At 41.6% G+C, this 13163-nt stretch carries 11 protein-coding genes, 1 rRNA gene and 1 pseudogene; 2 read left to right on the top strand and 11 right to left on the bottom strand.

Annotated elements, in window-relative coordinates; genetic code table 11:
• Positions 1 to 203: ribosomal RNA gene (locus AS030_RS21960) — 16S ribosomal RNA — on the bottom strand; the annotation flags it as partial.
• A gap of 283 nt (positions 204 to 486) precedes the next feature.
• Positions 487 to 708: a hypothetical protein gene (locus AS030_RS21955; protein ID WP_061975765.1), complete on the bottom strand. Its 222-nt coding sequence runs from the start codon at positions 706 to 708 to the stop codon at positions 487 to 489.
• A gap of 162 nt (positions 709 to 870) precedes the next feature.
• On the opposite strand from AS030_RS21955, the gene pdaB reads away from it, so the two are divergent.
• The gene (gene pdaB, locus AS030_RS21950) at positions 871 to 1632 is read left to right on the top strand and encodes a polysaccharide deacetylase family sporulation protein PdaB (RefSeq protein WP_061975763.1); all 762 of its coding nucleotides are present in this window, start codon (positions 871 to 873) and stop codon (positions 1630 to 1632) included.
• Between the two features lie 28 nt (positions 1633 to 1660).
• On the opposite strand, the gene AS030_RS21945 is transcribed toward pdaB, so the two are convergent.
• Positions 1661 to 2269 (bottom strand): KinB-signaling pathway activation protein, encoded by a 609-nt coding sequence (locus AS030_RS21945; RefSeq protein WP_061975771.1) that lies wholly within the window; start codon positions 2267 to 2269, stop codon positions 1661 to 1663.
• A 150-nt stretch (positions 2270 to 2419) separates the two neighbouring features.
• On the opposite strand from AS030_RS21945, the gene gerD reads away from it, so the two are divergent.
• A complete protein-coding gene (gene gerD, locus AS030_RS21940; RefSeq protein WP_061975761.1) occupies positions 2420 to 3049 on the top strand; it encodes a spore germination lipoprotein GerD in 630 nt (209 codons plus the stop codon).
• 45 nt (positions 3050 to 3094) lie between these two features.
• On the opposite strand, the gene AS030_RS21935 is transcribed toward gerD, so the two are convergent.
• From AS030_RS21935 to hsdR, 8 genes and pseudogenes are all read right to left on the bottom strand, one after another.
• A complete protein-coding gene (locus tag AS030_RS21935) occupies positions 3095 to 4135 on the bottom strand; it encodes an Mrp/NBP35 family ATP-binding protein (protein ID WP_061975759.1) in 1041 nt (346 codons plus the stop codon).
• Between the two features lie 115 nt (positions 4136 to 4250).
• Positions 4251 to 4964, bottom strand: coding sequence for an N-acetylmuramoyl-L-alanine amidase CwlD (gene cwlD, locus AS030_RS21930; RefSeq protein ID WP_061975757.1), 714 nt, complete (start codon positions 4962 to 4964; stop codon positions 4251 to 4253).
• Between the two features lie 63 nt (positions 4965 to 5027).
• Positions 5028 to 5471, bottom strand: a complete 444-nt coding sequence (locus AS030_RS21925) for a DUF2521 family protein (RefSeq protein ID WP_082635931.1) — start codon at positions 5469 to 5471, stop codon at positions 5028 to 5030.
• Between the two features lie 418 nt (positions 5472 to 5889).
• A complete protein-coding gene (locus AS030_RS21920) occupies positions 5890 to 6600 on the bottom strand; it encodes a DUF421 domain-containing protein (RefSeq protein ID WP_061975753.1) in 711 nt (236 codons plus the stop codon).
• Positions 6601 to 6721: 121 nt separating this feature from the next.
• Positions 6722 to 6787 (bottom strand): annotated as a pseudogene (gene rpsI / locus AS030_RS23285) (30S ribosomal protein S9); the annotation flags it as partial.
• Positions 6788 to 6930: 143 nt separating this feature from the next.
• The gene (locus AS030_RS21915; protein WP_061975751.1) at positions 6931 to 8424 is read right to left on the bottom strand and encodes a restriction endonuclease subunit S; all 1494 of its coding nucleotides are present in this window, start codon (positions 8422 to 8424) and stop codon (positions 6931 to 6933) included.
• Positions 8417 to 9904, bottom strand: coding sequence for a class I SAM-dependent DNA methyltransferase (locus tag AS030_RS21910; protein ID WP_061975749.1), 1488 nt, complete (start codon positions 9902 to 9904; stop codon positions 8417 to 8419). Before AS030_RS21910 ends, AS030_RS21915 begins: the two co-directional genes overlap by 8 nt.
• Positions 9905 to 9907: 3 nt before the next feature.
• Positions 9908 to 13150, bottom strand: coding sequence for a type I restriction-modification system endonuclease (gene hsdR / locus AS030_RS21905; RefSeq protein ID WP_061975747.1), 3243 nt, complete (start codon positions 13148 to 13150; stop codon positions 9908 to 9910).
• Positions 13151 to 13163: the final 13 nt, after the last annotated feature.

Below are 13163 nucleotides of genomic sequence, written 5' to 3'. Positions count from 1 at the left end.
AAAAGAAGCAGGCGCTTCTCGTTATCATCCGGTATTAGCTCCGGTTTCCCGGAGTTATCCCCGTCTTACAGGCAGGTTACCCACGTGTTACTCACCCGTCCGCCGCTAAATCAGAGGAGCAAGCTCCTCGTCATTCGCTCGACTTGCATGTATTAGGCACGCCGCCAGCGTTCATCCTGAGCCAGGATCAAACTCTCCAATAAAGTGTTTGATATAGCTCTTAATGTTTAAAAATAAGAAATTGATGGGATTGTAAAATCCCTGACTTACTCTGGCTTTTGTTTGGTTTTCAAAGAACATTTTGTTTGCGTCGCTCGTTTTGGCGACTTTTATATCATAACATCTTAGCAACTATCATGTCAACAACTTTTTTGTTGATAGTTTGTTGCAAGTCACTGTGTCAGCAGCGACAAGAAATAATATACCACGTACCTGTTTTTAGAGTCAACACTTTTTTTGAAAAAAGATATCCATTCCGATTTTTCCTTACTGGTACTCTTGTTTCCTTCGACAGAAGCGTGTGCACTCTGCCGGGGAGGCCAACAGGGTAAAAAGCCGGAAAAGCAAGTGATACCGTTCTTCAAGCACAGTCTTTACCATCGGCTCAATCTGATCATCTTTAAGATCTGACAAAAGCTCCTCGAGTTCTTTTTTAAGCAGGTATACCATTTCCTTCGCTTCTCTTTTATTGAGCATTATGCCTATCATGGGACACTGCAACATCCTTTATCTGTTTTTTGTCGTATGTTTCCCGCTCCTTCAATTTCTATGTATAGAGTTATATCTTGTCCTCCGCGGTCATATACATCTCCTTAGACAGCATTGACAGAGAAAAGGATCACCGAATTCATTGGGATCAGGGGGGACGGCATGAAATTCTTTATGGTGGTTAATGGCAAAAAGGCAAAGCAGTACATGGTTGTTGTATTCGCTGCTTTTTTTGCAGCTTCACTCGCTTTTATGGGGCAAGAGCAATTATCTGTTTTTTCATCCAAAGACGGACCGCGTGCCATTTATAAAGGCGAGGCAAAAGGAAATAAAGTCGCCTTAACGTTCGACATCAGTTGGGGCGATAAACGGGCTCTGCCTATATTGGATATTTTGAAAAAGCAGGGCATCAAAAACTGTACGTTCTTCGTATCAGCCGCCTGGGCAGAGCGACATCCGGAAATTGTGGAGCGCATTGTAAAAGACGGCCATGAACTGGCGAGCCTTGGTTACCAATACAAGGACTATACCGACTGGAAAGATCCGCAGATCCGACGTGACATCTTAACTGCACAGGAAAAGATCAAAAAAGTGTCCGGCAAGACGACATCTTTAATCCGGCCGCCGAATGGAAGTTTTGATAAACGGGTACTTGAGGTATCAGAAGGTACTCATCATTCTGTCGTACACTGGAGTATCGATACAAAAGACTGGAAAAATCCTGGAGTTAATAAAATTGTTTCGAATGCAACCAATCATGTGAAACCCGGAGATATTCTGCTGCTCCATGCTTCCGACTCTGTGAAGCAAACTCATAAAGCATTGCCGGAAATTATCGGCAAGTTAAAGTCAGAAGGCTTTTCCTTTGTCAGTGTCGGTGAAATGATTGCCAATACACAGGCACACAGCCAGGAGGTTCATTAAAATAATAAGTAAAAAACTTCCGTCCATTTTAGGCGGAAGTTTTTGATTTGGCAGCGGATTTTGGCTGAATGAGCCGGTGAAGCATAAGAATCTGATAAAGGTTGCACACACCAAGGGAAGCGAATGCCATCCACATGGCGCTTGGTGCATTCGTTTTTAAGACGGGCACCCATTCCATGGTAGTCACCACAATCATAAAAAACAATGTGGGTACAAACGCTCCCTTGTTCGTTTGCTTCTGTTTCATATACGCTACAAGCAAACCAAGAGCGAAAACCCCGATAGGAATTAAACTGTAGGAGGCAAGGCTTTGCCCCGCTTTATGAAATGCGGTATACCGCAAGTAAAACAAATCAAAAAGAACAACAATAATAAGGACAATCTGAACACCGTTCCACAGGGACTGCGATCTGAAAATGCCCAGACCAAACCGGTGAACCGTCAAGTAAGCGAAAAATCCCATCTGGCTGAACACACTAAATAAAGCGCCAAAGCCAACAAGACCGAGTATATAGATAAGAAATTCTTTCACGCCCCCGGTTTCGGGAAATTGTGAAATTAAACCTGCAACAATGGCACAGCCAATCCCAATAAGTAACGTCGTGATAAATAAAAAGACCCAGTTTCTTGACTTCACATGATTGCCTCCAATCCAAATGTAACCGTTATCGATTGTATCAATCCTAACCAAAAAAAGCCATACTGTTTTCCTATATTTGTCCTGCATAAATCTCCGTAAAACACCCACCCTAATGGTAAGAACTCATAGAAAGGAGAAGGAGCAGACGTGAGAAAAACGTGGATCCCATGCCTCTTCTGTTTTCTTCTTTTAGCCCTTAGCGGCTGTGCCCAGAATGAAGCACAAGGAAGCAGTCCCCAGAACATGGATTATGACGCCACCAAAAAAATGCTGGTGGATATTTTAAAAACAGATGATGGAAAAAAAGCCATCACCGATGTGTTGTCTGATGAAAAAATGAAGGAACAACTTTTGCTTGATCAGGCGCTCATCAAACAAACGATTGAAAAAGAACTCTTGTCGCCAAAAGGTGAAAAGTTTTGGCAGCAAGCCTTTAAAGATCCGAAATTTGCTGCAGCCTATGCAAAAAGCATGAAGACTGAACATGAAAAGCTGATGAAAGGCCTGATGAAAGATCCGGCGTATCAGCAGCTTATGATGAATATCCTGAAAAGCCCGGAAATGGGCAAAGAAGTACTGGACCTTTCCAATTCGCCTCAATACCGAAAAGAAGTAAAGAAAATCATGATGGAAACCTTCGATAGCCCACTGGTACGTGCGCAATTGTCAGAAATGCTGCAAAAAGCCGCTCATGATGAGATCGACCAGTCGGCCTCTAAAAAAGGATCGCAAGGACAACAGCAGCAAGGCCAGCAACAAGGCGGCGGACAACAGTAAATATAAAACAACCTCGTACGTAAACGGTACGAGGTTTCGTTTTGTTTAGTTTAAATGGTCGATGACTTTTTGTGCAATGTCTTCATAGGCTTGTCCCAAACGATGGTCTCGGGCATAAACGCTTGGCGCAAAATCCTCTTCGTTAATATCAGGCTGTCCGAGAGGCAGCTGTCCGAGCATCGGAACTCCAAGCTCGTCTGACAGGCGTTCTCCTCCGCCTTTGCCAAATACATATTCTTTCTCGCCTGTGATCTTGCTCTCAAAGAAAGCCATGTTTTCAATAACCCCAAGGATCTCATGATCCGTCTTTAGCGCCATGCTTCCTGCTCTGGCTGCAACAAAGGCAGCTGTCGCATGAGGTGTGGTCACAATAATCTCTTTGGACTTCGGCAGCATTTTATGAACATCGAGAGCTACGTCTCCTGTTCCAGGCGGCAGGTCGAGCAGAACATAATCAAGGTCTCCCCAATTCACTTCGCTGAAGAAGTTCATGAGCATTTTTCCAAGCATTGGCCCGCGCCAGATGACAGGTGCGTTATCTTCCACGAAGAAAGCCATGGAAATCACTTTCACTCCAAACCGCTCCACCGGCTGAATGGTTTCTCCAACGACTTTCGGGCGCTCAGTAATCCCCATCATATCAGGTACACTGAATCCGTAAATATCGGCATCAATCAATCCGACTTTTTTGCCAAGACGGGCCAGCGCCACCGCGAGGTTTACCGATACGGTTGACTTTCCTACACCGCCTTTTCCGCTGGCGATAGAGATAAATTGGGTTTTGCTTTCCGGTGCAAGCAATGTCGGAACACCCGGTGCTGCAGCTTGCTGCTGGCTTCCCTTAACGGGCTTTCTCTCCTCAAACCGCAGGCCGACAGATTCAACTCCCGCGCCTTTTAGCGTATTGACGATCTCCTGCTGAAGCATCATTTGCTCCTGAGATCCGGTTTGGGGAAGTGCAACCTTCAGGCTGACATACCCTTCCTTTACTTTTAGTTCTTGAATCGCTCCGGACTCGACAAGGCTTTTATGTAAAAAAGGGTCTTGGATTCGAGATAAAAGTTCAATTACTTTTTCTTCTGTCATGGATAAGACACTTCCTTTGCATGTATTCGATTTCACTCCTTAACAAGTATATCACAGATGAGCTTAATCGTAGACTACAGACGATTGAAGGTGCAAGCCGGTTTGGCGTGCACCTTCAATTTGGTACTTTTTCTTTTGTATAATAGCGTAAAATTCCCTGATAGACAGAGGCGGATATTTTATGCTGGTACGATTTTGTTTTCAGCAGTTCCCTTTCGCTCGGATTGGATAGAAACCCGACTTCAACCAGTGTTCCGGGCAGCTTGCTCGTCCGGAGCAAAAATATGCCCTCAATGGATTTTGCGATCCGGTCTGTGTTCTGAAGGTTTCGCTTCAGTTCACTTTGAATAAATTTGGACGCGGCCTCGCCTTTCTTATCGGAGGGTGAATAAAACACCTGCGCTCCCCGCCAGCGCGAAGAAGGAAGTGCATTCAGATGAATGCTCACATATAAATCGCCGTTGGATTCATTAATGATTTTTCTTCGTTTTCTGAGATCGTCCCATTTTCGGGCACGGATCCTCCCGCTGTCTCTGCCGCTTAAGTCCATATCCCGCTCTCTGGTCATAATGACAAGCGCACCAGCTTCCTGCAAATAATCCCTTAGCTTTAAGGAGATATCCAATGAAATATCCTTTTCCAATACCCCGTCTCTGCCTACCGCTCCGCCATCCATTCCGCCATGCCCGGGATCAAGCACGATTACTTTTCCCGACAGCGGAAGGCTCCACGGTTTCCAGGTTCCTTTTTCCGAAAACTGATACGTAAAAATAAATAGCAAAAGGGTAAATCCCAAGGCAAAGGCGACTTGCTTTACCCGTCTTTTCATTCCTTGCCCCCTAATCAACAGACGTATATGTCTATATATATGGGACAAGAAACCAATTAGTACTTAATGGAGCTTCATTCTATATCTTTTCTCACCATTCCAATATCCTTCAAGCCACCAGTGCTCAATGTACACTTCACAGCACAAGTACAAGGATTCCATCATCTGCTCGGTGCCCCAGCACCAGAACTGCCAGTAATCAAACAAGCTTTCCGTCAATTCCTTTTCGGCCTGCCGGCTCCGTTTCTTGATGTCTTCCAGTGCTTCCCCGTGGTAGGCGAACCGGCTGTAAGCCGCACCGAGCAAATAAGCATCTATGGCCAGATCAATACAGGCATCCTCAATGTCCTGCTGATATAAGAGCGAATACTGAAAAAAAGGCTGGTACAGAGTTTGAATTTCCTTTTTAATTTTCCCTAACGAAAGATCCCTCAGCACTTTTCTTTCGTACTCCGCTTTTTTCGTACGCTGTTTCTCCCTAAATGTTGTAATTACAATCGCCATCATTTATCCTCTTCCCGCGCGAATGCGCCAATCACATATCTATATAGTGGGTACACCCTTACCTACATCTTTTGCAAAACACAAGAGCATCATCCTGCGTAAATGATGGGAATAATCTCAAAAGCTGAAGCGGCCGCTTAGAGACGAAAAGCGTTGGAACTCTTGAACAACAACACGCTTTTTGTGTTGTAGTGAGAGAGTGAAACGATCGAGTCTTTGGCCGCTGAAGCTGGATGCTGAAATGCTGAAACGCCTGTTCAGAGACGAAAAGCACTGGAGGGCCTTATCATAAAACTTTGTTTTCTGATAAGGAGCGAAGTGATCGAGTCTCTAGGCGTTGAAGCTGGACAAATTCAAAAGCTGAAGCACAAAACAAAGTTAAACGACCGTTTAAACATGCAAACTTAAACGATCGTTTAACTTATTCTTTATCAATAGGCGCCTTCAGTCGGTCGGCGTAGGAATCGAAATATAGATTGCCGTTTGTTCCCTGTACGGCATAATACACATCTTCAAGAGCCAGGCCTCTGTTTTTGAGCTCCGCCTGCAGCCAGGCTTCGGAAAGTTTGTTCTCCTTCAGATTATCGCCAAGGATTTCTTTTTCCATGATGAGTTCCACCGGGAACTGTGAGTCTTTCTGGAACGTCAGATTTAAATCCTGGCGGGTAACCGAGCGGAATGGCGGCTTTTTTTGAATGGAGATTCCGCCGTTTGTTTCAAGAATGGCATATTGCACTTCATACATATCAAAGATTCCCTTTTCCCTGAGGAGCTGGTTTAAGTTATCAATTGTGAATTTCGCTTTTCCCATGTTTTTTTCCAAAATGTGACCATCTTCAATCAGCACGGTAGGTTCTCCCGATATCCAGCGGCGAGCTTTTCTGCTTTTGACGGTGAAGACCAGGACCAGTATGGAGGTACCAAAGAAGGTCAGCATCGCAAAAACGGCGTGCCAGGTTTTGATATTCAGGTTAAAGGCAAGGTTTGCCGTAATTGATCCAAGCGTGGCAGCCGCAATAAAATGGTTCAACGTTAAATAGGACATCGTCTGTTTGCCGAGAAGACGCGCAATTCCGATAAACAGCGTAAACGCCAGTAACGTCCGCCAAAAGACTTCCATGATCTCAGACATCCTGTTCCTCCTGTTGGAAAATGGTGTTATGCCTATTGTTTGCGAATCGAGCCGGGAACATGAGCAAAATATAAAAAAGACCCCCAACCAAAATGGTTGAGAGCCTTTGAAACGTTGAGAATTAACGTTTTGAGAACTGTGGTGCACGACGAGCGCCTTTAAGACCGTATTTCTTACGTTCTTTCATTTCTGGATATTATATGAGGAAACCAGACATAATATGATTTAATTAAAGCCTGAGTTATCAGGCTTTTTTTTACGTTTAATTAAAACTAAATAGATATACTTATTTTTGGTGTGTGGTCAGAAGGTGGTCAAAAAATAAAGTAATCAGTTTCTTTTTTCTTGAAGTACCTCTTTTAAAAACTCAAGCGCACTCTCCTCTGTTTGATCGTTAGTATCAAGTTCTCCACGGAAAGCTTTCGAGAGTATTGCTTGTTTTAATCTGACAACATCATGTTCCAATTTTAAGAGATGGTTTGCATGTTCTTCTTTTTCATCCAACATTCTAATCAATTTTAATATTTCATTTTGCTCTTTAAGTGGAGCCAAAGGAAAAGGTAAACTTCTTACCTGTGTGAAATTCAAGCCTTCTCGCGTAGCTCCTACCTGTGTTTTCATTATAATACTTTGTAGCATGGGAGAGTTTAACCAGTATTGAGGTAACTCATCGTTTATTTGCGATACAAACCTAATAGCACATACGTGTTGATTAATATTAGCTGGTACCAAGTCCTTTATAATTCTAGCCGCTCGACCAATTGAGGCACCTGTTATATTGAGTAAAGTTTCATTACCTTGTAACTGAGTACGTTTCATTTTTCCATGAATTCCTTCAGAAATAAAAGAAATGTCTGAAATATCCATTTTATTTCTCAATACATTTTGGCTTCTAATAAATGGTATTCCTTCAGTTAAATATACCGACTTTCCACCTTTTGGGGTACTTCCACTACCAACGAATGTTGATATTAAGTCAATATTTACCCAAGTCCAACCTTCGGGTAATTCATAAGGTGATTTTTTATCAACAAAATCAATAAGCTGTTTTTTGTTTGTATTGCTGTGTTTTTTCTCTTTTTTAATATTTTCAATTAAAGTGTTTGCTGAATCTAAAACATGCTGATTTTCCCGCCACTCCGCAGTTAACTCCCCTCGAAAAGCCATATTTAAGATAGATGCTCTTCGAAGTTCAAACGTTTCCCTTGCTTCTTCAATTAATTGCTTTGCTTCTTCAATTTTATTTAATAAGCTTTCCAACTTTTTAGCAATTTTTTTTTGTTCATTTATTGGAGGCAATGGTAATTTAAGTCTTCCCAGTATTTTTGCATTAGCACCGGGCTGTGCACTACCCTTTTTTACTACCATAACTTGCTTCCAGTAGGCCGGTCCCCTCATAAACATCCATAAATACATAGGGTGCAATAATATACTCGGTCTTAACCTTATTAAGTATGAAGCAAAGACAACATCGGGCGGGTTATTTATAAGATAACTTTTTCCTGTGGTAGCCCCAGTTCTTGCAACTACAATATCACCAGATTCTAAAGAATATTTCTCTTTTCGTTTCTCATTTATTTTACAATAAGGAACACTTTCCCAGTTTACATCATCATTTTGAATATCTGTTATCCTAAGATATTTAGGACCAATTTTGTCTAATGTAGAAGAATCGGTATAACCGTATTGAATATTCTCAAGAGCATGTTCTAAAAAAACCCAAACCCAGTTCTTTGGCAGTTCATACAGTTGCTCTTCATGCGGCACCAATGCTTCATCAAGTATATCCTCTAAAAGCTTATGCTTTTCTGTTTTCTTACCCATTGCTACCCACCTCGGTAGTTTGAGCAACAACCCTATGATTTTTACCTATTGGATTTCGATTGCTTGTACGATTCACTGCCCCATTAAGGTCTGAGACAACTTCATATAATAACGCTACAGCTTGTTCAAGCTTTTCAATTGCTTCTTCGGCTGAATCAATCGGATCGGAAATGTTTTCGTATACTGACAAGGACTCATCCGAAATCAAGCCAATGTCTAAACTATTTGCATTTTTATTAATTTCTTCTCTTGTAAACACATTAAAGCGTTCAATATTTACATTTGCTCGATTTTCGGCTTTATACGCTTCCACAAACACATCAAAATGTTTATTTGTTAGCTGTGATCTTTTTCCAAAGCTCGGCATGTTGGTACGTAGGTCATAAACCCATACATCTTTTGTATTACTTTTATCAGTTGTACCACGAGTAAAGAAGAGGACATTCGTTTTAATACCTTGTGCATAAAAAATTCCTGTTGGCAAACGTAAGATTGTGTGCAAGTTACACTTATCCATTAAATCTTCACGTATCTTTGCGCCAATGCCACTTTCAAAAAGAACATTATCTGGTAACACGACCGCTGCTCTTGATTTTCCATCTGGCTTTAATGCCCGATAAATATGTTGTAAGAAATTTAATTGCTTGTTAGTGGATGTGAAGGTCAAGTCATCTCTGGTTGGCCTTTCTCCCCCTTGCTTCGTTCCAAAGGGAGGATTGGTCATTATCACATCGTAATTTTTCAAACTTTTCCCTACATCAGACAACGTATCGCCTAGGATAATTTCACCTTGAATATCATGTAGCATGGCATTCATTAACGCAAGGCGGTGAGTATCCCTAACCAGTTCTACTCCAGTAAAAGCTTTATACTTCTGAAATTCAGCTTCTTTTTCTCCAAGTTCAAAATAATCATCCGTATGTTCACGCACATGGCGGTCTGCTGCAATCATAAAACCAAACGTTCCAGCAGCTGGGTCATTACACCGCTCTCCAGGCTGTGGGTTAATCAGTTTCACAATAATATCAATAAGAATGCGCGGTGTGAAGTACTGCCCTGCACCCGATTTTGTTTCACTAGCATTCTTCTCTAATAATCCTTCATATAGGTCTCCTAAGCCTTCTTCTTTTGCGCTGTACCAATCAAGCTCATCTATTGAGCGGACAATTTTTTCGAGGTTTTTAGGCTCATCAATGTTTGTTTGAGCATTTGTATAAATTTGTTTAAGTATATCGTTAGTTTCATTGCCCAGATCAATCAAGAGCTTTTGATAATGGGTTTTGAGCTCCAAGCCATGAAGGTTTGTCAGTGAATCCCAACGGTACCCTTCTGGAATTGATTCTTCATTATTGGTTTCCTTCATCATTTTCAAAAATAACAAATATGTTAGCTCTGTCACGTACTGATGATATGTAATCCCATCATCACGTAACACATTACATAAGTTCCAAAGTTTCTGTACAATCTGCTGGTTGCCCATTTTTTAAGCTTGCTCCTTTTCATCATAAACATATAATGCATAGTTGATTTTACTCACAATGTCATCTAACTGTCCACTAAAGATCTTGTTTAGCTGTTTGTAGCCCCCCCGACTTTTGAAAGGCTCGACATTAAAAGCCTGCTCAGGGTCAGGGTCTAATACGGATTCTTTTAATAATTGTTTTTCGATTCGTTCTAACCAGGACCTTTGAACTTTTGGCCATGCTTTTATCGCGTAAATTTTCTTCATTGCTTGTTTGATTCGCTCTTCATGGTCGATGAGCGGGTCTCCCAAAGCTTGCTGCCGAATAAAGCTTATGATGTCTGCTGCTATATCTTCATTTTTAGCATCACGCCATGCTGTCTGAAGTCCTTTTTCGGTGAAGCCTTTTTGGTCAAGCGCGATTCTTAATTCCCTTAATTGATTGCGGGTCAACTCTTTCGGACGAGAACAAACAACCTGAAGCGCAGGAATTAAGTTCATGTTCTCTTTAATGAATTGATTAAAGCTTTGCAGGTAGTCCTCTGGCTTTTCTGCATCCCCATACCCGCGGGTTACTTCTTTTATTTCATCCTCATGTGTTGAAATATACTGCAGTACTGGCCGTCCCCTATTTTCATCTAAAAACTGTAGAATGTTTTGATTCATAGTGAGCTTATCCACAACCTCTTTTGGTTCAGCTTGTTTCATCCAGGCCACAAACTCATTGACCGTTTTTCCACCTGAGAGGACTTTAAAGTCTTCATAATCCTTTTCCATCCACCGCTGCTTCCGACGTTGAACCTTGGCAATTAACTCTTCTTTATGCTGCTCCTGTTGGCTTTTATCTTCTATTTGTTCCAATTCGTCCACTAATTGCATAACCGTAACTTTCGGACTTGTTACAACTGGTTTCATTGTTGTATAAGGCTTTAGTGATTCATACAGACCAACCGCATCATAGATCGAAAAATGATCCTTGCCAATCTCATCATAACGTCTCGTTGCCCGGCCTAACATTTGCTCATAAAGAATACGAGAGCGAACACGCCTTAAAAAGACCAGATTCGTAATAGCTGGAACATCAATCCCTGTCGTCAGTAGATCAACCGTTACAGCAATGTTCGGTAACCGTTCGTTTTTATAAAGTTTAATTGCTTGTGACGGATTTTTTATGGAGCCTGTAATTTTCATAACAGCATTGTCATCTATAGGACCATGTATTTCTTCTAACTCTTCTTTAAAGATTCGAACAACCATGTCGGCATGATCATCTGTTGCAGCAAAAATTAATGTTTTTCCGAGACTTGTCGGATCAATGTATTTTGCTAACTCTGTTAAAATAACCCGATTGAAATTCTCCGTGATAACCGTTCTATTAAAATTGGTTACCTCAATATTAACCTCGTCTTCCAGCAGTTCTGTCTCAATTTCACCTGTTCGTGTATTGTACACATCAACGGTATCACCTGCCGACCACTTAATTCCCGTTTTCTTTAAAGCCGTTTCAAACTGATAAGGCGGCTCATGGTCAATGAGATACCCATCTATGACGGCTTCCCGATAAGAGTAGGTATAGACTGGCTTTCCAAAAATCTCAACCGTATGCAGAGCAGGAGTAGCAGTTAAACCAATTTTCGTTGCATCGAAATAATCCAACACTTGACGATACTTACTAACATAGTCCTGATGATCCCTAAATAACTCTTCTACCTCAGACATTTCTTTATCCAGAGTGTAACCACGGTGGGCTTCATCAACGATAATGCAATCATACTGATCCACTGTTGGCTTGTTTTGATCATTTTCAGAGTAGAACAATCTATTTAGCATTCCTTGAACAGTAGCAATCTGCACTTTCGTTTCCGGGTTGGGCCGTATATTTTCTAGTGACTGAAGCTCAAATATTTCTGTGAACGAGTGGTAATTCTCCAACTTAGAGTCTTTAAATGCAGCTTCCGCTTGTTCTCCAAGTGATGTCCTGTCCACCAAAAATAAAATCCGCTTAAAACGATTATGTTTAATAAGACGATAGATGAGACCGATGGCCATCCTTGTTTTGCCTGTTCCTGTTGCCATTGCGAGTAGAATATGCCGCTGTTCATTACTCACAGCACGTTCTACTGATTTAATGGCATCCTCCTGGTATGATCTTAAATTTAAGTAGTCCAAATTTTCATCATGGAGCTGCTGATTGGCCCGATCCACATCCTGCTTCAGTAATTCTTTCAAGCCTTGGGGAGAATACCAGGCTTTAAGTGGACGCGGATGATTGGTTGATTTTCTTGCGTCTAAAAACCATATGCCCGATTTCTCAGCAAACTGCTTTACAAACGGCTGACCATTGGTTGCAAACAAGAAGGGGACAAAATAGTCACCATATGGCTGTAGAATGGCTTCTTCACCCTTCCGCTCAACTAACCGTGCATAGTTTTTAGCCTGTTCTATGTCAGAAGGAATGTTTTTACTTACTCTTTTTGCTTCTACGATTCCGACAAAATCCAGTCCGATAAACAATGCATAATCCGCAAACCCCTTCTTTAATGGCCATTCAGCGATCGCTAGGTTCTTACCTTTTTGAGGTCTTACCCCTTTACCATATCTAAGCTTTTCCGTGTCTGCTTCCCAACCTGCATCTCGTAACTGTTCATCTATTTTTATACGCGTTTCCGCTTCTGTTAAATTTAAATGGCTTCCATATTTTTTAGCGTCTTTCTTTCTTTGCTGCTTATCTTTAACGGGTACATAAAGTTGTGCTTGACGAAGCTTTTGAAGTTCATTTTCAAGCTTGTCCACTTTTTCATCATATGCAGCGGATAACTTTTGTAGTGAATCCTTATCAATTTTGCTTTCTGGAGCAGGCTCTTGGTATTCCGGTTCTGTAAAATCCCATGCTCCGTATACTTGCATAAACCAAACAGCCAGCCGAAATGCCATATGTACTAAAGTATGAGCTTCCTGTTGTGTTCCGTATCCCTCGTGCATGGCCTTATTGCCTTTTTTACGGATCGTCTCAAGGATATCCTCTAACTCTTGAGTAATGAGATCTTCCCTTCTTAGTGCCTGTATTCGATCCGTTTGTTTTGTATCGTACGTTTCTTTTATTTCTTCAAAAGCTAATACAAACTTTGTTAAAGTCTCAGCAAAGACGCGGAGTTTCATCAGGGTCGTGTTTGGGTCTATAAATACATTTCTCTCTGCGGTCTCTCCTAAGTTCGCTAAGATATCCCATTTTGTAGAAAGAAAGTGAAAATTACCGTTTGTCATCACTTACACCCCT

The sequence above is a fragment of the Fictibacillus enclensis genome (assembly GCF_001457035.1).
Lineage (GTDB): Bacteria > Bacillota > Bacilli > Bacillales > Fictibacillaceae > Fictibacillus_C > Fictibacillus_C enclensis.
Note: the sequence above shows the minus strand (reverse complement) of the source record. Positions and strands in the feature narration are given on the sequence as shown.